Annotated in this window: 22 protein-coding genes and 1 other RNA gene; 5 read left to right on the top strand and 18 right to left on the bottom strand. The window is 42.3% G+C overall.

Annotated features, from left to right (window positions below):
• The first annotated feature begins 368 nt into the window (after nucleotides 1-368).
• A complete protein-coding gene (gene ppx, locus DFP81_RS06775; RefSeq protein ID WP_115896997.1) occupies nucleotides 369-1,886 on the top strand; it encodes an exopolyphosphatase in 1,518 nt (505 codons plus the stop codon).
• Here the strand turns inward: ppx and DFP81_RS06770 are convergent.
• Entirely contained in the window at nucleotides 1,883-2,188 is a 306-nt protein-coding gene (locus DFP81_RS06770) for a hypothetical protein (RefSeq protein WP_115896996.1), read from the bottom strand. The two genes, ppx and DFP81_RS06770, sit on opposite strands and share 4 nt — an antisense overlap.
• A 365-nt stretch (nucleotides 2,189-2,553) precedes the next feature.
• On the opposite strand from DFP81_RS06770, the gene amt reads away from it, so the two are divergent.
• Together amt and DFP81_RS06760 are read left to right on the top strand one after the other, a co-directional pair.
• Nucleotides 2,554-5,628 carry an ammonium transporter gene (gene amt / locus DFP81_RS06765; protein ID WP_115896995.1) on the top strand — a complete coding sequence of 1,025 codons (3,075 nt, stop codon included), beginning with the start codon at nucleotides 2,554-2,556 and terminating at the stop codon, nucleotides 5,626-5,628.
• A gap of 223 nt (nucleotides 5,629-5,851) precedes the next feature.
• On the top strand, nucleotides 5,852-7,876 hold the full coding sequence (locus DFP81_RS06760) for an FtsZ/tubulin family protein (RefSeq protein WP_115896994.1): 2,025 nt from the start codon (nucleotides 5,852-5,854) through the stop codon (nucleotides 7,874-7,876).
• A 105-nt stretch (nucleotides 7,877-7,981) separates the two neighbouring features.
• On the opposite strand, the gene DFP81_RS06755 is transcribed toward DFP81_RS06760, so the two are convergent.
• The 11 genes from DFP81_RS06755 to DFP81_RS06705 form a co-directional block, all read right to left on the bottom strand.
• The gene (locus tag DFP81_RS06755) at nucleotides 7,982-8,344 is read right to left on the bottom strand and encodes a Na+/H+ antiporter subunit G (RefSeq protein WP_115896993.1); all 363 of its coding nucleotides are present in this window, start codon (nucleotides 8,342-8,344) and stop codon (nucleotides 7,982-7,984) included.
• Between the two features lie 8 nt (nucleotides 8,345-8,352).
• On the bottom strand, nucleotides 8,353-8,622 hold the full coding sequence (locus DFP81_RS06750) for a K+/H+ antiporter subunit F (RefSeq protein ID WP_115896992.1): 270 nt from the start codon (nucleotides 8,620-8,622) through the stop codon (nucleotides 8,353-8,355).
• Nucleotides 8,616-9,101 carry a Na+/H+ antiporter subunit E gene (locus tag DFP81_RS06745; RefSeq protein ID WP_115896991.1) on the bottom strand — a complete coding sequence of 162 codons (486 nt, stop codon included), beginning with the start codon at nucleotides 9,099-9,101 and terminating at the stop codon, nucleotides 8,616-8,618. The genes DFP81_RS06750 and DFP81_RS06745 overlap by 7 nt, the downstream gene beginning before the upstream one ends.
• Nucleotides 9,098-10,609 (bottom strand): monovalent cation/H+ antiporter subunit D, encoded by a 1,512-nt coding sequence (locus DFP81_RS06740; protein ID WP_115896990.1) that lies wholly within the window; start codon nucleotides 10,607-10,609, stop codon nucleotides 9,098-9,100. The genes DFP81_RS06745 and DFP81_RS06740 overlap by 4 nt, the downstream gene beginning before the upstream one ends.
• Nucleotides 10,610-10,975 carry a Na+/H+ antiporter subunit C gene (locus DFP81_RS06735; protein WP_115896989.1) on the bottom strand — a complete coding sequence of 122 codons (366 nt, stop codon included), beginning with the start codon at nucleotides 10,973-10,975 and terminating at the stop codon, nucleotides 10,610-10,612.
• A gap of 2 nt (nucleotides 10,976-10,977) precedes the next feature.
• The gene (locus DFP81_RS06730) at nucleotides 10,978-13,776 is read right to left on the bottom strand and encodes a monovalent cation/H+ antiporter subunit A (protein WP_115896988.1); all 2,799 of its coding nucleotides are present in this window, start codon (nucleotides 13,774-13,776) and stop codon (nucleotides 10,978-10,980) included.
• A gap of 929 nt (nucleotides 13,777-14,705) precedes the next feature.
• The gene (locus DFP81_RS06725; protein WP_115896987.1) at nucleotides 14,706-15,317 is read right to left on the bottom strand and encodes a Yip1 family protein; all 612 of its coding nucleotides are present in this window, start codon (nucleotides 15,315-15,317) and stop codon (nucleotides 14,706-14,708) included.
• 186 nt (nucleotides 15,318-15,503) lie between these two features.
• Complete coding sequence (locus DFP81_RS06720) at nucleotides 15,504-16,148, bottom strand: hypothetical protein (protein ID WP_115896986.1); 645 nt, start codon at nucleotides 16,146-16,148, stop codon at nucleotides 15,504-15,506.
• A gap of 347 nt (nucleotides 16,149-16,495) precedes the next feature.
• Nucleotides 16,496-16,738 carry a hypothetical protein gene (locus tag DFP81_RS06715; protein ID WP_115896985.1) on the bottom strand — a complete coding sequence of 81 codons (243 nt, stop codon included), beginning with the start codon at nucleotides 16,736-16,738 and terminating at the stop codon, nucleotides 16,496-16,498.
• A 327-nt stretch (nucleotides 16,739-17,065) separates the two neighbouring features.
• Entirely contained in the window at nucleotides 17,066-17,308 is a 243-nt protein-coding gene (locus DFP81_RS06710) for a hypothetical protein (protein ID WP_115896984.1), read from the bottom strand.
• Between the two features lie 762 nt (nucleotides 17,309-18,070).
• The gene (locus DFP81_RS06705; protein WP_115896983.1) at nucleotides 18,071-18,313 is read right to left on the bottom strand and encodes a hypothetical protein; all 243 of its coding nucleotides are present in this window, start codon (nucleotides 18,311-18,313) and stop codon (nucleotides 18,071-18,073) included.
• 515 nt (nucleotides 18,314-18,828) lie between these two features.
• Here DFP81_RS06705 and DFP81_RS18200 point away from each other — a divergent pair.
• Nucleotides 18,829-18,999, top strand: coding sequence for a hypothetical protein (locus DFP81_RS18200; protein ID WP_181903050.1), 171 nt, complete (start codon nucleotides 18,829-18,831; stop codon nucleotides 18,997-18,999).
• A 558-nt stretch (nucleotides 19,000-19,557) separates the two neighbouring features.
• Here DFP81_RS18200 and DFP81_RS06700 read toward each other — a convergent pair.
• From DFP81_RS06700 to smpB, 6 genes are all read right to left on the bottom strand, one after another.
• Nucleotides 19,558-20,457, bottom strand: coding sequence for a hypothetical protein (locus tag DFP81_RS06700; protein ID WP_115896982.1), 900 nt, complete (start codon nucleotides 20,455-20,457; stop codon nucleotides 19,558-19,560).
• A complete protein-coding gene (locus DFP81_RS06695; RefSeq protein WP_115896981.1) occupies nucleotides 20,458-21,465 on the bottom strand; it encodes a phage integrase in 1,008 nt (335 codons plus the stop codon). It abuts the gene before it with no gap.
• Nucleotides 21,465-22,055: a hypothetical protein gene (locus DFP81_RS06690; protein WP_115896980.1), complete on the bottom strand. Its 591-nt coding sequence runs from the start codon at nucleotides 22,053-22,055 to the stop codon at nucleotides 21,465-21,467. Before DFP81_RS06690 ends, DFP81_RS06695 begins: the two co-directional genes overlap by 1 nt.
• Nucleotides 22,056-22,065: 10 nt before the next feature.
• Entirely contained in the window at nucleotides 22,066-22,398 is a 333-nt protein-coding gene (locus DFP81_RS06685) for a S24 family peptidase (RefSeq protein ID WP_115896979.1), read from the bottom strand.
• 232 nt (nucleotides 22,399-22,630) lie between these two features.
• Nucleotides 22,631-22,992: a transfer-messenger RNA gene (gene ssrA / locus DFP81_RS06680) on the bottom strand.
• Nucleotides 22,993-23,105: 113 nt separating this feature from the next.
• Nucleotides 23,106-23,585, bottom strand: a complete 480-nt coding sequence (gene smpB, locus DFP81_RS06675) for an SsrA-binding protein SmpB (RefSeq protein ID WP_115896978.1) — start codon at nucleotides 23,583-23,585, stop codon at nucleotides 23,106-23,108.
• Between the two features lie 179 nt (nucleotides 23,586-23,764).
• Here smpB and DFP81_RS06670 point away from each other — a divergent pair, with 179 nt between their 5' ends.
• Nucleotides 23,765-25,123: a sodium-dependent transporter gene (locus tag DFP81_RS06670; RefSeq protein ID WP_115896977.1), complete on the top strand. Its 1,359-nt coding sequence runs from the start codon at nucleotides 23,765-23,767 to the stop codon at nucleotides 25,121-25,123.
• The last annotated feature ends 1 nt before the right edge of the window (nucleotide 25,124 follow it).

The raw sequence follows: 25,124 nt of genomic DNA, 5'->3' as shown, positions 1-25,124 counted from the left end.
AGGTTGCTCTAAATGGGCCCGGATAGGGCGAAGCCAATACAGCGTGAAACGATTTGATTGGAGTCTTAATCTAGCTAGCGATCACCAGATTTTTACTAAGACCATAGCTACTATAGTGCGACTTAAAGGCAAGGTCTATAGTGAAAAGCGTGAAAAAGCCAATTTCTGATAATTTTTTGATCAAATACCCTGAGTTTTTATTTTTCTGCGGGTCCCTCCTTATATTCTTAAATAAGAGATGCGCCAACTAGGGTTTAGAGTACGAAATTGCAAATAGCTTAATGCGGCCTTTGCTCTAGGGCTTCTTATTATTATTGGGCACACCTGATATACTTTACCGTTCAAGACCACGACTTAAGGCGTTCTGGATGCAATCACTCTTCTTGCAACAATCTCACGATTTTCCTTTTGAAAAAATTGCCGCAATAGACTTAGGCTCAAACAGCTTTCATATGGTCATTGCCCAAGTGACTCATGGGCAGTTACGTATTACCAGTGAGTTTGGCGAGAAGGTACAACTTGCCGCTGGGTTAAACCATGGCGTCCTAGATGAAGAGTCGCAGCAAAGAGGACTCGACTGCTTGGCGCAGTTTGCTCAGGTCATTGAAGATATGCCAGCTGGTTCTGTTCGTGTTGTTGGTACCAATGCGTTACGTGCGGCTAAGAACCGCTATGACTTTATTGGTAAAGCAATGGACATCATGAGCCATCCTGTCGAAATCATTGCCGGACGAGAAGAAGCCCGCCTTATTTACGTTGGGGTTTCGAAAACCATGGATCATGGGGAATCGAAGCGCTTAGTGGTTGATATCGGTGGTGGTAGTACCGAGTTTATTATTGGTAAGCAGCTGGAGCCGATACTCACTGAAAGCTTACACATGGGTTGCGTAAACTTCCGTCAGCGCTTTTTTGCCGACGGGGTGATTACCAAATCGAATTTCCAAAAAGCCGTTACGGCGGCCCGTCTTGAGTTATTAAGCATACAAGATGATTATCTGGATGAGCAGTGGGATGTGGCGATTGGTTCATCTGGGACGATAAAAGCGGCTTTTAATATCATCAAAGAGAATGGCTGGAGTAAGAAAGGCATTACGCCGAAGACACTTAAGCAGATTCAAAAAGCCCTATTAGATGCAGGCCATGCGGATAAAATTGATCTTCCAGGCTTAAAACCTGAGCGCAAAAACACCTTTGCAGCGGGCATCGCTATCTTGACCGCAGTATTTGAATGCTTTGATATCAAGCAGATGGATTTCTCCGTTGGTGCGTTACGAGAAGGTGTGTTGTATGACATCATGGGGCGTTATGCGGAATCAGATATCCGTGAACGAACCGTCAATTACATGCTCAATCAATACCATATTGATACTGAGCAGGCGAAGCTGGTGACTCATACCGCTTTATCAGCGTTAGCTCAGGTGCAAGATAGTTGGCAGTTGAATAGTATCTCTAGTGAGGACTTACTGCGCTGGGCGGGCTTGTTACATGAGGTTGGGGTAGGGATATCTCATAGCCGATATCACAAACATGGAGCGTATATTATCGGTGAGTCTGATATGCCTGGTTTCTCCCAACAGGAGCAACAAGCGTTAGCGAACCTTATTTTACGTCACCGTCGGAAATTTACTCAGTCATTGGAATACAAATTTACGAAAAGTGATCAGCAGGATTTAGATCGCTTGTCTATTTTGTTACGTTTATCTATCTTGCTGCATAATGATCGTAAAGAAGGTGACATGCCGATCTTTACCTTAAAAGCAGAAGGAAAAAGCTTACATGCGGAGTTTTTGCCTGACTGGCTAGACAGCCGTCCGCTGACATTAGCGAATCTACAGCGCGAGGCAGATTACCTTTCAAGTGATGGATACACACTGACTTTTAGTTAAGAGTGATGTTCTGTTTTTGAGGCCATTGCTTCAATTGTACGATAGATGGCAATGGCTTCTTCATGACTCAGCCCCGACCAGCGGGTTGAGTGGCCGGTACTAGAAGATAAACGAACAAAATCTTGTTCTGTCTCGACCATTTCACCCTTTGCAAATTGTTCATTCATAAGCCTAGCTCGGCTGGATAAATGCAGAGTATCGCCAGTATGGGTGGCGTCAGCTAAGCCTTGAAATTTCGACCGTGAAGATTTGCTTGGTAATAGTTTATGCCAGTCTGAGTTTGATATAGGCGAGATGGCCATTCCAAACCCTCCTATCCAACGGGGTGTGTTTAATTATTGATCAATTGTGATCAAAAAACAATCTACTCCTTGTTGTCAATAAAGTGAAACCGTGAGCCCTAGTGCAGGTGAAAATTCTGTTGTTATAGGGCTAAAAGCGGATTTAGATTAATTTTCCGCTCCTTTCCTAATGTTTTTCCCCTCTCGGTGTAAAACGCATTCACCTGATATCGATTGATCATTTCTTGAAACTTGAAAGTGAAAGTTGGCGTGAGTCTTGAATAGGATTAGGAGACCTTGATAAGCAATTTCTTGTTTACAAATTTCGAAATAAGCCAATAACCTGACTGTTAAGTTAGGGAGAGTTGTACCGACAGAGGGAATGTATGTCAGATCTTTATTGGTTATTAATTGCATCCGCTTTGGTGTTTTTGATGCAAGCCGGTTTCTTATGCCTAGAAAGTGGCCGTATCCGCAGTAAAAACAGTATTAATGTAGCGGCTAAGAATATCTCCGACTTTATTATTTCCAGTGCAATGTTTTGGCTTTTCGGCTTTGGCATTATGTTTGGGGAATCGGTTTGGGGCGTGTTCGGCCGCAATGAATTTGTGTTTGGGTCGACGAACACTCCTTGGCAAGTCAGCTTTTTTCTTTTTCAAATGATGTTTTGTGGGACCGCTGCCACTTTAACTTCTGGTGCCGTTGCTGAGCGTATGACCTTCATGGGGTACTTAGCGGTCACGGCCATACTAATCGCGATTATTTACCCTATAACAGGGCATTGGGCATGGTCTGGAGCATATGACTCTCAGGCGCAACAAGGTTGGTTAGAGGCGCTTGGTTTTATTGATTTTGCCGGCTCAACCGTAGTTCATTCAGTCGGTGGTTGGGTGGCGTTAGCTGCGATCATGATCATCGGGCCACGACTAGGGCGTTTTGAGCAAGGTATTCGCTTACCTCCAGGCAATAACTTGCCATTATCTGCTTTAGGTGTTCTGTTGATTTGGTTTGGTTGGATTGGCTTCAACGGTGGCAGTACATTAGCCCTGACGAATGAGGTGCCAATCATTATTCTAAATACCTTCTTGTCTGCTGTTTGGGGAGGATTGATTGCCGCTGCCATTAACTACATGCGAGACGGTTATGTTGAAGTTGGCTTTATTTTAAATGGCACCATTGCAGGTTTAGTCGGTATTACCGCTTCTTGCCATGTGGTGACGCCCGCCGCCGCGGCTGTTATTGGTGCGGTATCAGGCCTAATCGTATATTACGGCAGCCTCATAATGGCGCACTTGCACCTTGATGATGCGCTTGACGTGGTTCCTGCTCACCTATTTGCCGGTATCTGGGGAACCTTAAGTGTTGCTCTTTTTGGTGATGCTGAAAAAATGAATACAGGGTTAAGTTTCTCACAGCAGTTGGGTATTCAAGCACTTGGTATCGTTACGATTGGAGTATACTGCTTTGTGGTGGCTTATGGTGCTATGTGGTTGCTGAACAAAGTGTTGCCATTAAGAGCGACAAGGGAAGACGAAGAGCAAGGTATGAATGTGTCTGAGCATCGTGCCACGACGGAGCTTTTTGATTTATTAACTTCCATGCAGTACCAGCAAAATAATGCCGACTTTTCATCCCCAGTCCCGGAAGAGCCTTTTACCGAAGTTGGGCAAATTGCACGTAAATATAACCAAGTTATTAACCGAGTGAATGGGGAAATTGCCCATCGTGATGATGCTTTATTGCGCTTCAAAAAAAGTGAACAGCGCAAGACAGCCATTCTAGATTCCTCAATGGACTGCATTGTGACAATTAATCAGCAGGGAGAGATCATTGAGTTCAATCCCGCCGCTGAACGTACTTTTGGCTGTTTAAAAAAACAAGTCGCAGGCAAAAGTTTTATCGAAAACTTTATTCTTGAAGAAGATAGATTTGCCATCTTATCAAGCTTAAACATAGGCTTCTCATCCTCCGCTGGGTGGGTGCTTAATCGACGCAATTCATTTCGCCTACAGCGCGATAGCCATAACTCTTTCCCTGCCGAAATTACCATTACGAAAGCGGGCATAGACAATTCCAATGCGGCAAAAGAAGAGTTTACCTTGCATATTCGAGATGTGACGCGTCAGTTTAAATTGCAAGAGAGGTTACGCTTTCTGGCTTACAGCGACCCGTTAACCAGCTTATATAACCGCACCTATTTAATGGATAAACTGATCAGTGCACTATCACGAGCTGGTAAGCAGCGATCTTCAGTGGGGTTGCTGTTTCTTGACTTAGATAAATTCAAAACCATTAATGACACTTTGGGTCATAAGGCGGGTGATGAATTGCTCTGCGAAGTAGCAAATCGTTTAACTCAAGTCTCTAACAGCACAGATATAGTGGCTCGCTGGGGAGGTGATGAGTTTATTTTAATTTTGACAGAAGACGTTTCTGAGCAATTAGTTAGAGCCAGGGCGGAACGTATTCTACAAATAATGCGGGCCCCAGTGAGCGTAAAAGGGCAGCTATTAAATATTCCTACTAGTATTGGTATTTCGCTTTCTGACGGCAATACAACAGACGCTGACAAACTGATTCAGCAAGCGGATATTGCTATGTATTGTGCGAAACAAAAAGGGCGTGATAACGCTCAAGTATTTGCCCCTGAAATGGCTTCTGTGGTGGTCAAAAAATTTGGCCTCGAGCAAGAAATGCATGAGGCTCTAGAGCTTGGTCAGTTTAGCTTAGAGTATCAACCTAAGGTATGGGGTGATAAGTCACACATCATTGGTTTAGAAGCGCTAATACGCTGGCACCATCCAGTAAAAGGGAGAGTGTCGCCTGTGGATTTTATTCCTATTGCAGAAGAATCTAATTTGATCACGAAAATTGGTGAGTGGGTCATCGATGAGGCGTTAAAACAGCAGAACCGATGGCGGAAAATTGGCTTAAAACTGGTTCCTGTTGCAGTAAATATCTCTGGGAGGCATCTTATCCATGATGATTTTGTGCCCTATATATCTGGCAAACTGAAAGCATACGAACTGTCTGGAGCACTGCTTGAGATTGAAATAACAGAAGGTGTGTTGCTGCAAGATATTGAACGCTGTATTGCTGTGATGAAGGCACTGAAAGCACTCAATATAACCATATCGGTCGATGATTTTGGCACTGGCTATTCTTCATTAAGTTATTTAAAACGGCTGCCAATTGATGTGTTAAAAATTGATCAGTCATTTGTCGATGAGTGTGGTAAACACACGGAAGATACGACGATTTGTGAAACCATTATCCATCTAGCGCGCAACTTGAAGTTGGTAACGATCGCTGAAGGTGTTGAAACTCAAGAGCAGGCTGAGCTATTAAATCAAATGGGCTGCCAAGTCTATCAGGGGTACTATTTTTATCGGCCAATGCCCAGTAGTGAGGCCGCCACCTTGCTGCATGAGAACCTCTCATTTCATAAAGTGAGTCAATGAGTTAAAGCTGCCCTTTAGCAAAAGCTACAAAACTAGTGGTTTTTTACTTAATGCTTACTTTGCCTTTAAATAGTGATATTGTTTTAGCCTAATGGTCTGTGTGGTGTGCCATTGAGTGTTAAGTATGGTGCCAAAACAGGACTATCTCATGCTATTGGCTATCATGGGATGTTGAAGCATTAGACCTGTGTAACCTATTCGCGCTTTTGACAGGGATCTTTTTATGAGCCGAGATATACTTCCAATTGAACATTTCTTTTATACCGAGCCCAGTTTAGAAAAAATCTTAGAAAATCTCGATGTTATTCGTCATCAAATTCATCCTGCTATTTCTGAAGATAGTTCCCATTTTGAACAGAGCTTCCCATCGGTTTGTTTGGTTGGATTAGGGCGCTGTGGTTCTAATATTGCATTAGAAGTCGCCACCCTTGTTTATAACGCCCGTACCAGTTATCTGAATGAAGTCGAGTATCATGAGAAGCAGGTATTAGAAAACGAACATAAGCCGATGCGCTGGATTAGAAAGCATTTGCCGATGGATAAAAAATCCAGCACAACACCTGTTTTCCTTATCGAGCCTATTGTGCTGTTAGGGGATTTGGATAAAGACATCGAAGGTCGTATTCGCTTTTCGAATCAAGAAGGGCGTGCGCGTTTTCTTGATGCCTATCGGAAACTGCAGATAATGGACCTTTCAGAGGTGCATGCTGGTGGCGCCGGTAACGCCCCCATTCTGGGTCAGTATTTAGCCAAAATTATTCTTAATAAAGACACCTCCAGTTTCAAAAATGAGAAATGGAGCCAATTGCATTCCTATTTGGTGGATTCGTGCGGCATTAAAGCCAACCAATCACGCCTGTATTTTTATATTTTTAGTGCGGGTGGTGGAACAGGTTCAGGGATGGCGTCTGAATTCGGTTTGGCTCAGCAGTTCTCTTACCTAAGCAAAACGTTTGACTATCGTGTCGAAGAAAAAAACGCGGTCGATAAGCGTCATAGTTTTGTCTTTGAACCTATTTTTACCTCTGGTATTTGTATCTTGCCGAATATCTCTGGTCGTAATATTGATATCTCGGAAGCCTTGCATATCAACGCGGGGCGCTTGCTAACAAAATACGTATCTGAAGAATGGGATTTTTCATATAACGAAGAACGTGACAATGACCAAGTGCCAGAAAATGTCATGCAACGCATTCGGCCTTGGAATTCTATGATGTTGATTTCTAACGATATCATGCGCTATGCCGAAGAAGAAAATGGCAATGAAATCGATGACATTGACGTTAACACCATGGAGAAATATGCCAACCAATATATTTCTCAACAAATTTTTAATATTTTAACCGCCCAAGCCGTGACAACGGATTACGATGAAGATTATTTCCGCCGCGCTGGTATCGATATTTCAGAAACGATTCGTCTTGATGCCAATGACTTATTTATGAGCCTTGCAGGCCCTGTTGCTGTGGCCTACGCCGAAAGCGTTGTGCGTAATAATGGTTTAAACAACGAAGTGGATATCGATGATCTATTTTGTCGTTCTATTGAGTTGCCACACTTTAATGATGATACTTCAGCGATCGAAGGGATTAGTGTGTTACCGGTGGAGTCTGAACGCTACCGTCAGGCAATTATGGACTATCGTAAAAGCGAATATGATGCCAATACACTGAACCACCTGCATTTCTTTAAGAACTGCTCCTCGGTGGTGTCTATTATTTCTGTGCCGCGAGACTTTAAGCTATCGTTTACCGCGATGAATCGACTCAAGGTGCATTTGAACCGTTTGTTCCCTAATACCACATTGAAGCGATATGCCTTAGTGATTGGGGCTTCCGCTAACTTGTCATTAACCACTTTAGTGGCAAAAAGTCCGTGTTTAAGCGATGATTTTTTGACCTTAATGGTGGCGTATATGAAGCGTTGCTTTGCACGGGATGAATATCGTTACACGGATGAAATTGATAATGCGGTGATTGGTTTTATCCAAGGCGAAGAATTTGATGAAGAAATGGTGGATAAGTATTTCACCGAGTATGAGAACCCGGCCAAAATCCTTGATACAAATTGGTATGCAATAAAACCAATGTATGAGAAGAAATACCGTGAGTTGATCGAAGACGGTGAGCGTTTTGTTTCGATCAATGATATCCGTCTTGATATCAAGAATGTGAAGAATGCGATTAAGTATTTACGTGAAATTTATCGACATAGAATTAGCAAAACAAACATCTTGTCGTTAAATTAGCGCCGCCATATCGCTTCACTAGCGTGGCCATAAAACCAAAAAAATCCCCTTCTCGTTGCGCAACGAGAAGGGGATTTTTTTGTTTATGAGAATAGAAACTAATGCTTACTCAGGTGGAGCATCGCGGTTACGCATGCTGTTGATTAACTCTTTACCGCGTGTTTTCTCCTTTGCTTTGATTTCATGATGAATAGCGGTTTTGGCGATCATATTTGCTGCAACAGGAGCTGTGATCAAAAGAAACAGGGTAATAAGCAGTTCCTTAATGGAGATAAACTCTTGTAGGTAGCTGTGTAAAATCATCGACGCGATTAAAACACCAGTAATGCCTAACGTTGAGGCTTTGGTTGGGCTGTGTAGGCGCATATAAATATCGGGTAAACGCGCCAACCCATAAGAGCCGACCAATAGAAATATGCCACCGATTAAGAGCAGTACACAGACAATAATTTCAAGATATAAAGGCATAGTTGTTCCTATTCTATGATGTCGCCACGAAGTAAGTACTTAGAAAGGGCGGCGGTACTGACAAAACCGAGCATCGCAATCAGCAAAGCCGCTTCAAAGTACAAAGCACTTCCTGTATACATGCCATATAGCAGAATCAATGCGATGGTATTTATGTACATGGTATCGAGGGCTAAGATTCGATCTGAAACACTAGGGCCTTGTATAAGGCGCCAGAGATTGAGTATGAGAGCAATACAGATGCATACCGCAACAAGAGTAATAGTCCAAATTAACATCCGAAGATCTCCTTAATCGGGGCTTCATAGCGGCTTTTAATTTCCTTAATTAGAGCGCCTTCATCACCTAAATGCAGGGCGTGAATATAGAGCCAGTTTTTATCCTTTGAGACTTCTGCACTCACAGTACCTGGGGTTAAAGATACCGTGCTTGCCAGTACCGTAATACCCAGTTCTGAACTCATATTAATAGGCACAGCCACAAAACCAGGTTGCAACTTCTTGATAGGGCCAATGATCAGCAGTGCAACCTCAACATTGGCGACCACAATGTCTTTCATTACCATTAAAACGTAGCGAATCGCGAGCCAAGGACGACGGATTTTGGGGTGCTCATCACGCATATCCTTCACCAGCCAAGGAATAGTAATGGCGAAAAATGCGGCAAGCACCATCTGACCGGCACTTAATGAATTATTAAGCAGTAACCAGACCACAAACAGCATGATGCTGTGGAAAGGCATAGGGAAGAATCTCATGGCGTCACTCCGGGAAGTAAGTTATAAGCAGACAACTGGAAATCATGGAGGTAGTGAGCTGCATTCTGGGTATAAGCCGTCACATCGCCAGCGAAAATAACCAAGATAGGTGACGCGAGCAGCAACAAAACAACAGCAGTGAGTTCTAATGGCTTAGCCGCTTCACTCTCTGTGGATAAGTTACCATTATGGCGCCAGAACAAGGTGGTACCTGCTCGCGATAGAGTGATAAGAGCGGCTAAACTACCCAGCAGTATTAATGGCCACAGCCATAATGACGCAGCGAAAGACTGGGTTGCTTGAAGTATCATTACTTTACCGATGAAACCGGAGAAAGGGGGCATGCCGATGATAGACAAGGCGCCAACAGCAAACAAAATACCAAGTGTTTTCGGTTGAACAAAAGGCCGTGAACGTACGAACCTATCTTCTGCTTTCCCTCTTTGTCTGGCCATAATATCAGCCAGTAGAAATAAGCCTGCTGACACAAGAGTACTGTGGACAAGGTAATATAAGGCGGCGGAAGTGGCCACCTCTGAACTTATCGCAGCGCAAGCGAGCAGGCTACCACTCGAAACAATCACTAAATTCGCTGTGAGTATTTTTAGATTTGGGCTGGCCAGAATACCAATGGCCCCAATGGCAATGGTCAACAAAGATAGAGGCCATAGCCAAGGGGTTGCGATATTCGCAAGCTCTCCCGCATGCTCGCCAAATATGACGGTATAAACACGAAAAATACTGTAAATCCCAACCTTGGTCATAATGGCAAATAAGGCCGCTACTGGCGCGCTGGCGCTGGAATAGGTTTTAGGTAACCAAAAATGCAGCGGTAACATGGCTGCTTTTAGACCAAATACCACGAGTAGTAGCAAGGCTCCCGTTTTGGCTAAGGTGGCATTTTCAGCTTGTAACTGTCCAACCTTGACCGCCAAATCGGCCATGTTCAGGGTACCTAGTGTGCCATAGATAATTCCTAAGCCAAATAGGAACAAGCTAGAGCCGACTAGGTTGAGAATGACGTAATGGACTGTGGCTTGGGTTCTTTGTTTTCCGCCGCCGTGGATTAGCAAAGCGTAAGAGGCAATTAATAGCACCTCAAAAAAGACAAATAGGTTAAAGATATCGCCGGTCAAAAAGGCACCATTAATCCCCATCACCTGAAACATAAACAAGGGATGGAAATAGGCGCCATTTTTATCTTGTCCATTCATGGCGTATAGCATTACAGAGAAGGCTAAGAAAGAAGTCAGAGCGACGAGCAATACAGAAACGGGGTCCGCGACCAAAACAATACCAAATGGTGGCTGCCATTCACCTAATGCATAAAGATGCACGCCTTGAGTTTGTACTTGAAAAAGCAGGAAACAAGCAGACACCAAAAGCAAAAACAAACCAATGACAGCTGCAATACGTTGTCTTTGGATGTGTTTAGAAAGTGGTGGTAAAAGCAGTGCTGCGCCAAAAATTAGCGGAATTAAAATGGGCAAAATGCTCAAATGCTGCATCTATTTCGCCCCTCCTGTTTTTTGAAATAGAGGTTTTTTAGGCTGGGGAATTTGTCCATCAACATGGTCGTTACCTAAGTCTGCACGGGCACGCATAGCTAAAATAACGGCAAATGCCGTCATCGCGAAACCGATAACAATAGCGGTTAATACCAGAGCTTGCGGGAGTGGGTCGCCATAATGCTCTGATTCACCTAACACCGCCGCCGCATTCAGTTTAAGGCGGCCGCTGGCAAAGAGAAATAAGTTGACTGCGTAGGACAGTAGCGTCAGCCCTACGACCACAGAAAAGCTGCGTCCTCTTAAGGTTAAAAACACACCACAGGCGGTTAGTAGTCCAACGCTAAATGCGTACATACCTTCCATAATTAATCATGCTCCTTTTGGGTAGCGCGTTCACTGGTCGTTAACTGGCCAAGGTTTGCCAAAATCAGCATAGTGGCACCAACGACGGTTAAAAATACACCGAGGTCAAATATCATTGCGCTCGCAAGTTCAAATTTCCCAATTACAGGTAGATAAAAGTAATCAAACCATGAGGTTAGGAATGGGTGGCCAAATACCCAACTGCCAAGGCCACTGAGAGTGGCGATGCTAATACCACTGCCTATCATGATCTGATAGTCCAGTTTAAGGCGGTGTTTGATCCATTCAACGCCGTGTGCAATGTATTGTTGAATAATGGCCACAGAGGTAATTAAGCCTGCAATAAAGCCGCCACCAGGCATGTTATGACCACGCAGGAAAATATACGCAGAGACCAACAGGGCTAATGGTAATAGGCTCTGTGAAATGACCGCGAGCAATAACGGGTATTTATCTTCGGACCAAGCTCGCCCTTTGCCGTCACTAGAAGGCATGTAGAGGCGCATTCTGGCAATCAGTTTGTAAATCCCCAGTGCCGCAATGCCTAATACCGTGATTTCGCCTAAAGTATCAAAGCCTCGAAAATCGACCAAGATCACATTCACCACGTTAGTACCACCACCGCCTGTTTTACTGTTTTCTAAAAAGAAGGTGGAAATGGTGTCTAGTGGGCGAGTCATTAGGGCGTAACAAATGGTACCTACCGTGCCACCCACAAAAGCCGCCAAACCAAGATCACGTACCACACGTCGAGGAGACGATTCTTTTGGTGTCTTCTGTGGAAGGAAAAACAGGGCCAATATCAATAAGATTACCGTAACAACTTCCACCGACAACTGTGTCAAAGCCAGATCTGGTGCGGAAAACTTAGCGAATGCCAGAGAAACAATGAGCCCTACGACAGACAGCATTAAAAGTGAAATTAAGCGTCGTCTATGCCAAATAACGGTCGCCACACCGGCAATACACAGCAAGGCGACTGAGGTGACAGACAGCGCATCAAGAGGAATCTCAGGACGTAACCCAGCCGTCGCATTTAATTGCAGCAAAGGAATAGCGTTCATTGAGATGGCTAACAACAAGGTGAGAAACACATAACGCTGCAGCGAGCCATTTTCTGTCAAGCTGATGAATTTTTGTGCTTTTAGCGTAATGGATTGGATAACGCTCTCAAAGGTTAGCTTAGGGTCGCTCATCGGGAACTGGGCTTGGAATTTAAAGAAATGATGGCGATTGGTATAGATGATCAAACCGCCTAGCATCGCAATGGCACTCATCAGCAGAGGGTAGGTGAAACCATGCCAAATCGCCAAACTGTAGTCGGGAACGGCACCATTCAACACTGCAGCCGCTGCAGAGTACAATAAATCGCCGACGATTAAGCTTGGAAAGATACCCACAATTAAACATAAGGCGACCAAAACTTCGACTGGCACCCGCATATAGCGTGGTGGTTCGTGAGGAGTTTTAGGTAGGTTAACGGGTTCGCCATTAAAGAAAACGTCGTGAATAAAGCGCATTGAGTAGGCGACGGAAAAGACGCCGCCTAAGGTGGCAAGCACAGGAATCATCCAAGATAAGGAGCCAAGAGAGGCCTGATGTAACGTCTCCGTGAAGAACATTTCCTTGGAAAGAAAGCCATTAAGTAACGGCACACCAGCCATGGATGAAGCTGCAACCATCGCTAGGGTGGCAGTGAAGGGCATGTATTTCCACAGCCCATTAAGGTGTCGCATATCCCGTGAGCCAGACTCATGATCAATGATGCCGGCTGCCATAAACAACGAAGCTTTGAAGATAGCGTGGTTTATGACGTGGAAAATGGCCGCAACCGCAGCTAAGTCTGTCCCCATGCCAAGTAGCAAGGTGATTAAACCTAAGTGACTGATGGTGGAGTTCGCAAGCAACCCTTTTAAGTCATGCTGGAAGAGGGCGACGTAAGCGCCTGTTAGGAAGGTCGCTAAACCAGTTAAGGTGACCAACAAGAACCATAGGTCTGTATTTGCTAGCGCTGGATAAAAGCGCGCCATGAGGAAGATCCCTGCTTTCACCATGGTGGCCGAGTGTAAGTACGCACTAACTGGAGTAGGCGCAGCCATCGCATTGGGTAACCAAAAATGGAAAGGGAATTGCGCAGATTTGGTAAATGCACCCAGTAGAACGAGTACAGTGATGATGGGGTAGCTAGCGCTGGCTTTGATTAAATCGCCGCTATCAAGAACGGTTTGTAAACTGTAGCTGCCAACCGTGTGCCCAAGTAACAATAGACCTGCAAGCAACGCAAGACCGCCAGCACCGGTAACCGTCAGTGCCATTCTCGCTCCTTTGCGAGCTTCGACCTTATGCCCCCAAAAACTAATTAGCAAGAATGAGCTAATGCTGGTTAATTCCCAGAAGAACCACAGCTGGATTAAGTTATCCGACAACACGACGCCAAGCATGGCAAACATGAAGAGGATTAGGTACGCGTAAAATTTCCCGATCGAGTCTTGAGCGGATAAATAATAGCGTGCGTAGAGTATGACAAGTAAGCCAATGCCAAGTATGAGTATCGAGAAAAGCAGCGATAAACCATCCAAGCGGAAGGCCAGCTCTAAGCCGATAGCGGGAACCCAAGGGATCGAAGAGAAGAAACGCTCGCCGTTAAAAACCGCACCAGCATTAAAAAGTATAAGCAGTAGCGTTATAGCGGGTAGTGCGGCGGTCATAAACGCACATACTGTGCGGCTAAAACGTGCAAAAAGCAAAGGGACTAAGGTGCCGAGTAATGGCAAAAATGGGAGCCAAATCAAAGCGTTCAATTTTTTGCTCCTCGCGTTAAATTAACTGGGATTCGGGTCGCATCTTTATCTGACATAGCGATTTAAGGTTCCTTAAAATGACATGTTTGTACTATAACGAAGCTTGACCTTAACGGATAGTTAAGAGACTACTTTTTCCTTCCGTTAAAGAGAGAATAAGGGATTAAAAACTTAATTTAAATCAATTGTCTGGAAGCGATTTATTTCGAGGTCATTGGTTACACCTTGTGTGCATTTGATTTGAAGGAATGAATTGTTGAGGCGCTATAAGCCAGCCAGCTTCAACTATCCTCTTCAAGAGGCTCACATTAAGTGATCTGGTTTCACCATAAGACTGATGACAATATTAAAAGTTCATCAAGATAAGCGGCTAACGCGAGGTGTTGCTGAAAAGACATAGGAAAAGGCAATCAAGCGTCTTCTTTAATCAAGGCGATGTAAGAGTCCGTCATACTGAGATTATAATCATTAAGGTAGGCTGAAGAACCTAAGGAAGGTACGAATAAGTCACCTGTTCTCAGTCTTATAAGAAAAAATGCCAAGCAAGGCGTCGCTTTGAAGTCATGTAGGCACCTTTCAAAAAGCGACAACGAAGAGTGGCTCTTTTTCTGAAAGACCCGTAGGGTGTGGACTAAAAGCCTTATCTAAAAGTTGAGAAGTTGGTCAATGGAGCGACTATTAAGTTGCGCTTCTCGCCTTAAATCTCAGACTTTTACCCACATGCTGAGGCGGGAGGACTTATTCATACCTTCCCTAATATAAAAGTATGCTATTTAACGAGTCCATCAAGGGGAGGCCATACCGCTTGGAAAGACGACTTGTTCGCATCTTCCCAATATGGTCTCCCCTTAATGCACTTTTGTTGGTATGCCAAGCAATGAGCTTGTGACCTCTTTTCTGAATGTTCTGCGAAAGACGGGTTAGTCTTGTTATTGGAAAAAGTGCCAGACAACACTGTTACTAGATCCCATACTCCATAATAGGACCACAAGCGCTAGTAATGCCTCTAACACCAATACGCCAATTCCGAGTGTGGTACTGGATAAAATAAAGCCTTGTTTATGACTGATACCTAAAAAACTCGGAGTGCCTTTATAGAGAAGGTAGCCGGTATAACAGACCCCCGCAATACAAGCTAAAGTACATAACCAAATGATAGGGTAGAGTGCAAAAAGGCCGCTTAAAAACATCGGCGTTGCAATATAGCCTGCAAAGACAATGCATTCATGACGGCTTGGGCGCGAAGGATATCTGCCTGCCATCCAGTAGATTAAACTGCCCACTAATGCTACCGCCGCTAAAATCAGAGCATAGAATAGTATGCCAAGACTAAGACCATTGATTAGCGATACTTTAATGGCTTCATCGCCACCAAAAGTCCAGCCAAATTGGGTCGTACCGATAAAAGCACTCACCACCGGAATAGCAGAAAGCCAAAGTACATGGTGAGTATATAAATGGCTAACGGTTTCATGTTCTTTGTTTATTTCACGCCATTCGCGCTCTGGATGATGGATTAAGCCCCATACATGATTGATCATGGATTCCCCCTCGCTCTTTGAAAAAGCTTATTGGATTTGGAAAACAACCTATCGATATAAGGTAGCTATGTGCCGCTACCTTAATCTTTAGTATAGGTAGTTACGCAGCAAAAACGCAAAAGGGTCACCTTTTTTCTTGTCAAGATTGGCGCTCATCATTTGCCTGTCACGGCGAACAGAATAAGGCTATTGCTGACAGCTATAATCCTCGGGCATGGTGACCGAGTATTGAGTATCGACTGGTGTACTGAAATTAATTCTAGCAATCGCATCAGCAGCCAGGAACTTATAGATTTTCCATTGAGAGCAGTCTTCATCAACAACGTTACTGGTCACTTCTAAAATAGGCGTATCTTGTTGATCGTATAAAGTAAATTCGAAGGTATGGAGATTGGTTGAAGTTGTGATGGAGCGATAACCACTTACGATTGGGGCATTGTAGTGATAGTGCGTTGTACAGACCCTGTTATTATTTTTATTCTGGTGGCAAATAACATAAGGCGTCCCTCGATGCCGGGTAAAAACAGGTACGGTTTGTTGAAGGTTTTCTTGTTTGGATGTGAAGTTCACGACAAGAATATAGTCAGGTGCTGTCATTTGTGCAGCAACATTGGTGAAGCCAAGCTGAGTTAAGGCCTGGATCACATCTGGGATGTAGCGCCTGTTTGTTAGTGAGTCACCTTCTTTGTTTGAGCGTACTAAAATAGAGGCAGACTTAGCTATATCAATATTGGGATCTAGATTACTAAGATAACGGCCAGAGAGAGTGGTATTCGAAGCGCAACCGCTTAGTAATATTGATAATGCGGCGAATAGCAAAATGCTTTTCATGATCCTAACCCTCTCTATATGTTCACGACAATCCTGCCTTTTTATAATGAAAGCATAAATCACATAAAGTTCCGAGCCATATAAGCTTGTGTTCTTTGACAGGCATCTTGTCAATGGATCCACTCTTCAATTTGATGCTCGCTGCGAATAGCAAGCATTTATCCACATGTGGAGGCCAGCAGGCTTGCCCTTACCTTTCTTGGTGTGTTTCCCAATCCTGATACGGTGGTAATTGCAATATGAATCTACTGCTTGGTGAGTACTGAAAATGAAAAAGCCAGCATGACGAATCATGCTGGCTTATTAAGGCGTTCATTCTTTCTTAGAATGGAGAATTACTTAACAACTTAATTAAGTTTGTTTTGTAGGAACTCTGCGCGGTGGCTGTTTTCAGCAGAGGCTTTCTGAGTTAGAGCAAAAGCAGCGTTGCCTTCAAGACTAACATTCACGTCATGTGCTTGAGACTCTAAAGAGTTCAATTGGCCACGAGTAGATTGACCGTAAGTTGCATCGCCTGGTGCAGCTAGAGCAACAGTTGCGATAGAAGAAGCAGCTAGGAAAGTAGCAACGCTTTTAGTAAAAGTATTCATAATTAATCACCTTAATATAATTTAGTTTAAAGCAGATTGTCTGCTGTGTTTCTATGTTTTAAATATTAACACTTTAAAATTAAATAAAAAGACTAAAAGGTTATGTGTCACTTTATATTCGATTAATCAAAAAACGATGAAATATTGATCAAAATAAGAACAGGTCTAATTGTTTTTGGTCTTAGTTCTTCTATTCGCGATTTCTATTGATTTAATAGGTGATGATTATCAGGGAGCTCTTGAAGGCATAAAATGAAAAAGCCAGCATGACGAATCATGCTGGCTTATTAAGGCGTTTCATTCTTACTGGAATGATTAATTCTAAACTTAGTTAAGTTTATTTTGTAGGAATTCAGCGCGGTGGCTGTTTTCTTGTGATGCTTTAATAGTCGGTGCAAATGCAGCATTATCTTCAAGGCTTACATTAACTTCTTTTGCTTGAGATTCTAAAGAGTGAATTTGACCGCGAGTAGATTGACCATAAGTTGCATCACCAGGCGCTGCTAAAGCAACAGAAGTGATAGAAGAAGCTGCTAGGAAAGTTACAACGCTTTTAGTAAAAGTATTCATTATTAATCACCTTAATATAATTTAGTTTAAAGCAGATTGTCTGCTGTGTTTCTATGTTTTAAATAATAACAGCTTAAAAATAAATAAAAAGACCATAAGCCTATCTGTCACTTTACATTCAACTATTCAAACAAAAGTGCAATATCTATAGAAATAAGTATGGATTGTATTTTTATGTTTCTAGAGCCTGGTGAAAGGCGCTTGATTAACCGTCAAAATAGGCTTGAAATGCATTTAGTTGGTAAGTACTTGCTGTCAATAAACTATATTAAATACAAGGTATTAAGGTGAAGTTTAAGCGTGACCAGCGTGTCTTATCTGCTCTGTTGTGTAGCGTGGGTATGAATCATCAAATATTGAAGAAATAAGGCAGCGGTAGCCGAATTTGTTTGGAAAAAAGCAGTGGAAGCTCGCTTTGGCGGTGTTTTTAAGTGTGCAATATAAGGGGTATTCCTTAGACGCTTCTATTGAGGCTAATAAAATAAGCCATTCTACAGGGTAGAGCGTACGCTAATTTTATTTATAGGGCTCGATTTTTATAGGGTTTTTGATTGAAATAGAATAAAAGTTATATAGTTGCTTTAATTCTATAGGGAAGAGTCTCTAGTTAATTGGCTTCTTTTTAATGCCACTTCACCTTATTTAGAAAGGTGCTGCCAATAAAAATATTTTTATCTGTTCTTAAAATGAAAAAGCCAGCGTAGAAACTACGCTGGCTAATTAAGGCTTTCATTCTTTCTGAGAACGATACTTACCTATTTCTTAGTTAAGCTTGTTTTGTAAGAATTCAGCGCGGTGGCTGTTTTCAGAAGAAGCTTTAATAGTAGGAGCGAATGCTGCATTGTTTTCAATGCCAACATTGATTTCTTGTGATTGAGACTCTAAATAATGAGTTTCACCACGTAGAGATTTACCGTAAGTAGCATCGCCTGGTGCTGCTAAAGCAACAGAAGCAATAGAAGAAGCCGCTAGGAAAGTTAGAGCGCTTTTAGTAAAAGTATTCATAATTAATCACCTTAATATAATTCGTTTAAGCAGTTTGTCTGCTGTGTTTCCATGTTTTAAATAATAACATCGAATATAAAAATAAAAAGAGGTCAAGGCTTAGTGTCACTTTACATTCAATTATTCAAATAACCATGCAATATCCTCGAAAATAAGCACGGATTGTTATCATCATAGGAATAGAAAAATAGGCATAAAAAAGTGCTTTTATATAGGTTATTGTTTTTATTAGATTTTTAAAAATTTGTTAAGTTTTGGACAAACTTTCTATCAGCTTCGCCATGCAGAGATGAAGGTAAAAACGGGTGGCTTTGCAGTGCTAGAAGCTCATTTTTAGTGGGTTGGTCCTAGACAGAGTGTGGATAAGAGCGATAAAACGTCCCCAAAAGAGATCTATCCACAGCGTAAGGCGCTAAACGCTGATCGTTCGTGACTAATCAAGTGACGCCACAGACTCAGCGTGCTGCAGAAAACGTGACTCAAAGGCTGTGGAGAACAAAACCCAAGTGATAGGTATGCTTATCAATCAGCGGGATACTCTTCAGTATGTTTCTAACAAAATAAGAGAAGGCATAGATAAAGGGCTGACACCGGATCTGTTGGTGGAGTATGTGAAATTACCAGAGAAGCATGTGGATAAAGATTACCTCAGAAACTACTGGGGTAATATTCAGTGGGCAGTATGAGGTATTTTCTCTAGGACAATAGCTAGGTTTGGTGATAACCCAGCAGCTCTTTTCTTCTTACCTTATAGAAGGCAGAGCTAAACGAATAGTGACGCTAGCAGGTGGAGAATATAAGCGAGAGGAAGCGGGGCTACTAAGGCAGTTAAAATACCTAGGCTATTAGTGGGCAGCGGTACTTGTAGATCAATTGTAGTGCCAGGCCGTTAAGCAGTCAGCCTAAGTTGATGAAAACTGAAGCGCTTGAAGATTTTGCTAAGCACTGGTTCACCGCCATCGCTCATCATTATTAACTTTTTACTGCTCAATAGCAGTGCAAAGAAGTGACTCAAGAAAAGAGTGCTTATTAAGTAACATGAATAGGTAACACAAGAAGGCGTTTAAGGCTGGTGAAGGTTTTCAGCCCTTCAGATACACGAAAGCCCCGAAAAACGGGGCTTACGCTGGTGATTGGTGGAGATGGGGGGGGTCGAACCCCATATAAAAATCTTTATAAATCAGTAAGTTATTGAATTATAAGGATATATATGCTGTGTTTTTATACAGTATTTTTGGTCTTTTTTAGTGGTTCGGTGTGTCGGATGTGTGTCGTTTAAAGTATAAGCTAAGAAATGATGACATTGTTGTTAATACAGTACCCGCAGACAGAATGGGAAACAAAAATATTGAATAAAAAGAGGAAACATCTAAATTTGAATTTTGTAGGTATAAGAAAAAAATTGGTAACAGAACTCCTAATGTAGAACTGATAATTATAATTAAAGAGTCAGCTTTGATCTTTAGTTTTGTTAAATTTATATAATTTATTGTTTTTTCTAAAGATATTATTACTTCTAGAATTTCTTTGCTGAAACCTCTCATTTCATTTTGTAAGCTTTTTATTATGTTTGATTTTATTTTTAAACTTTCATTCTCTGATACGAAGTGCTCTATAATTTCATTTAATGTGAATTTTGTGTGCAAGCTATGGGTGTCTAAATACAGTAAAGTAGACTCTATAATATATCTTTTTTTTGACAGTCTTCTTTTTAATTCAATTAAATTTTCTATTTCAAAAAGATGTTCCAGTTTTATGTTTCTAAGATGGTGTTTTTTTATTTTTATGTCAAATAAAACGTTGTTATAAAATATAGAAGTAAAACTTTCGAATACTCCATGTAGTTCAATGGGGTTTGAAGTAATAGACTCTCTGTTCTTCATTACTACTTTTCTTAGGTTTAATAGGTTGTGCTCAAAATTATAATCTTCTTTTATGTTGTTAGTTTTTTTGTCTGTTTTTAATTCCCCAGTGCTTTTAAATGTTCTAAACCCTATTTCTTTTATGTTGTTTATATCTTCGCAAATCCTTTCTTTTGCTTTGTTTTCAAAATAGAAGTATTTAGCGGCCAAAACTGTAGAGAAAAGAGTTATTACTCCTACATTGATAGTAATGATGGCAATATAAAAGTTTGAGTCTATCATTCATATTCCTTTAGATATTGGATTTAGTCTTGTAGCTTCTTCTAGGAAGTCGGGGGCTAGATGTGCGTAGCGCATGGTCATTTTTATGTCACTATGGCCGAGCACCTTTTGTAAGGTTAAGATGTTACCGCCGTTCATTATAAAGTGGCTGGCGAATGTATGCCGTAATACGTGGGCGGCTTGGCCTTTGGGGAGTTCAATGGTTGTTCTTTTTAGGGCGCGTCTAAAGCTGGAAATTGACGGAGTAAATATCTTATTCCCCCTGGTCAATTTTGCGTGTTCGTGGATTTCTTTATATAGCTCCGGTGTGATCGGAACGCTTCTATTTTTACCGCTTTTGGTGTCGGTAAAACTGACCTTGTTGTTTCGTACTCTTTGAGTTGTCAGTCCTTCGGCCTCACCCCAACGCGCGCCTGTTGATAGGGATATTTTTGTAATCAGATAGACGTGTTTGTTGTCGCCTCGTTTGGCTTCGTCTAGTAGTTCGGTTATCTGGTCATTAGTTAGGTAAGACAGTTCACGCTCTGGTACTCGCACGTTGTCTATGTCGGCCAGTGGGTTGGGGTAGTGGATTTCCTCAGCCTTTACCAGCGTGTTAAACATGGATGACAGATAACCAAGATCGTTATTTAATGTCTTTGGGCTTTTGCCTTCTTTAGATCGTTGGGTACGCCAGCGGGTGTACTCCAGGCGGGTAAGGCTTGAGCCTGCGGGGTCGCCTAGCTCGTTGGCTATCATCAAGAGTTTGCTTTTACGGCGTTTGCCATCGCGTAAGAAGTGACCGTGTGTATCGTCCCATAGTTCCACCAACTCAGACAAGCGGCGCATGTCTTTAGTTTTTTCTAGCCATGGTTTTTCGTCTGATTGGGTTTCAAACTGTGCAATGGTGTAACGCTGGAACCGCTCACACTCGGCCTTAGTCGGAAACACTTTCCTATGTTCACGACTACCACTGCCATTCACACGAAAACGGACTTCGTAGCCTGAAGAGATCTTTTTAATAACCATCAGCGAGATGCCTTCATTATTTCAACTGAAAAATATTCAGTTCCTTTATGTTCATTGTCATCATCACTAGGATCAGGTTCAGAAAAAAGTTCATTTAATTTAATCTCGTATTTTAATTCTTTTTTATTTTCTTTTAAATCTTTGAATTTTATTTTTATTGTAGTTGGATCCGGTTCAGATTCGATATTTTTTAGATGTATTTTTAAGTGTCGATTTTTTTCAAGGTATTGTATTTTTTGCTCTGATATTATTTTTTTATCTAAACATAAAGTTTGGATTTTAATATCTATCGCATGATTTCCTAAGTTTATAATCTCTCCTTTTACTAATGAGAAAGTGCCTACCTCATTATCGGAAAGGTCATCGTATTTTTTTATGTATTCTAGTTTATCTATGAAAATTTCAGGTTTGTATGTGTCTTCTTTATTTTTTTTGTCTTTTATTATGTTGTATGAAATAGACATGAAACTTATAAATAATGCTGCAGAGCTAAAATAGAAGTTTTTGTCTGGATTTAACCCTAAACATGATATTCCAACAATAAAAGTAACAATGAGTATTAAAGAAATAACTACAAGAATTTTTATCATGATGTACTCCCTAAATCATCGGATGGCCTGACCACACGACACGGCCAATTATTTTAAGTTTTGCTAAGCCTTCTAGCGGTATTGTCATTGGTTGGTAATTCTTGTTGTCTGAGGTGATTGCCACCAATCCATCTAACTGTTTTTGTACTCGTTTAACGAACAGTTCCCCGTCATAGTTGATGACATACACGCCGCCATCACTGGTTACCGTGTCTTTGGTCTTGTCGATCACTAAGGAATCATTATGGGGATAAATGGCGACTTTCTGCTTTGCTGGGATGCTTGGCTGTTTTAACCAAGGTGTTAGAAAGGTCCAATATTGGTCGATGTGCTCTGATTCCATGAGTGCGCTCTATCCTAGGTTTGATGATTATTACCACCTGTTTGTTGGATAGCTTGAATGTTATCTGTTTCCGGAGGGTTTTGTCCTGTTAAAAAGCAATTTATTGAAGAAGGTGTATTTTTTGATATGGCTAGTTATGGCGCGATAGGTGTAATAGGCGTTCATGGCTGGTGAAGGTTTCCAGCCCTTCAGGTACACGAAAGCCCCGAAAAACGGGGCTTACGCTGGTGATTGGTGGAGATGGGGGGGGTCGAACCCCCGTCCGCCAGTCCTCTGCCATCGGCTCTACATGCTTAGTCACTTCTATTATTTGACCACGAACCGCCCGAAGGACAGGGTGTTAATGGCGAGCCTACTTAATCTTAGAACCTTATCCCTAGGCGGGGCATCAGTTAGCATCTTGTAATTTATGATACTGCAGAGTCTCTGGCTACAAGCAACCTGAGGGCAGCACACTAGCAGCGGTTTAGGCTGCTAAAGCGTAGTTTTCGTCGTTTGCGACTATAAAATTGATGCGGGGGATTTACGAGATCACGCATCACTCTCGACATGCACCTCAGGGTTTGTAACCGGCGTCGAAACCAAGTCATCCCCAAAGTTGTTGTTATTCTAGCGGAAACAAGGTGTTTGCGCTAGAGATAACCGTTATCTATGTGCTTTCTTCTTATTTGCTTAGCTCAGTTTACCTTGAGTTGAGCGGATAAGAATTAGGTGCTGTGCTTCATCAAACGTTCTTTATCTCGTGACCAGTCACGATCTCGCTCAGTACCGCGTTTATCGTGGTCTTTTTTACCCGTCACTAGGGCAACTTCACATTTGATTTTATTGCCTTTCCAGTACAGCGCCATGGCCGCACAGGTTTTACCTTTTTGTTCGGTAACCTGGATGATTTTGTCCAGCTCTTTGCGATTAAGCAGCAGTTTTCGCTGACGCATCGGCTCACATACAACGTGGGTAGAGGCACTTAATAGTGGCGTTATACGCGCCCCAACAAGCCATGCTTCGTTTTGGTGAATGATAACGAAGGAGTCAACTAATTGGCCTTTACCTTCGCGTAGGCTTTTTACTTCCCAGCCAGATAGCACAAGTCCCGCTTCGAACTTCTGGTCAACGAAGTAGTCAAATTTTGCACGTTTATTAAGCGCGATAGTGCCCGTGCTATTGGATTTTTTCTTTACTTTACTCATAGTTGGAAATTATACGGTCGATAGCGGCAAAAACCTATGCTTTTCTTGAGGTATGCGCCTTAATGTTAGAAAATTCACACCCAGTAAATAAATTTATAGTGATGAGCTAGGGTTGGCCCACAGAGTCATCTTCTCATCTTTCATTATCTAAACGCTACTGAGTAGTAAGAGCTAAATTTATGCCCGAAAGTCGATGTTTACAAGGTATATGGTCTAGTCCGTGGATATTTATTTTTGCCGCGAGCGGATCAGCTGTTGGCTTGGGAAATATTTGGAAATTTCCATACCTCATTGGTGAAAATGGTGGTGGGGCATTTTTGCTCATTTATTGTGCCTGCTTATTGTTGGTTGGCTTACCGATTTTAATGGCAGAAGTGGCGTTAGGCAGAACGGTCCGCTCCAATCCCATCGATACCATCAATGATCTGAGCGAACGCCGGGTTATAAGCCGTTTTTGGGTGCTTGTTCCTTGGATTGCTGGGTTAACAGGTTTTTTAATTTTGACCTTTTATAGTGTCATTGCAGGTTGGTCTATTGGTTACCTAGAAAGGGCGATATCTGGCGATTTTGTGAATATATCGCAGGTTGATGCTGTGCGTATGTTTGACCATCTATTGGCCTCGCCAGGTGAAATGCTATTGTGGCATTCGATTTTTGTTGCCTTGGTTATACTCACCGTTGGACAGTCTGTCACGCGAGGCTTAGCGGCATTGGTACGGATTTTATTGCCTGTTCTGATTGTCGTTTTGTTATTACTGGCGGGCTTTTCACTGGAAGAAGGATATTCGTTGAAAGCGATCCACTTCTTATTCCGCTGGTCTTGGCAAGATGTTACTTTTGGCGTGGTGTTGTCTGCCGTCGGTCATGCTTTATTTAGCTTGAGTGTCGGTATGGGGGCAATGTTCGCCTATGGCGCTTATATGAGCAAGCGAATGTCGATTGCGCGCGCTTGTTCGGCAGTGGTTGCTATTGATCTTATTGTTGCGGTATTGGCTTGTTTGGTGATCTTTCCTTTAGCCTTTGCCTTCCATATTGATCTAGACTCAGGCCCAAGTTTAGCCTTTGTTTCTTTGCCCATCATTTTTGGGAGTTTGCCTGCTGGTCAACTTGTTGGAGGATTCTTCTTCCTATTGTTGGTGATAGCAGCACTGACCTCTGCGATTTCTATGTTAGAGCTGTTTGTGGCTTGGCTGCATGAGAAGTTTTACATTGCGCGTTTTAAAGCAGCGTTGCTGTTAGGCGGCGCGGTTTGGTTTATTGGTATTGCAGTGCTGTTATCCTTCAATCACTGGGACAGCAAGGTGTTGTTTGGGCTAAATTTCTTTGAGCTACTTGATAAGCTAACGTCATTAATTATGTTGCCATTGGGGGCTATTTTATTGTCGCTTTTAGTGGCTTGGTTTATCCCCCGTACCGTATTGCGTAACGAAATGATTACCCGCCAAGTAGGTCACTTTCATATTTGGTATAACATATTGAAATATATCAGTATTCCTGTGCTGGTTATTATCACTCTCGCAGGCTGGATAGGAGTTTGAT

Source organism: Marinomonas pollencensis, from assembly GCF_003387375.1.
Lineage (GTDB): Bacteria > Pseudomonadota > Gammaproteobacteria > Pseudomonadales > Marinomonadaceae > Marinomonas > Marinomonas pollencensis.
This window is presented reverse-complemented; position numbering and strand designations above follow the sequence as displayed.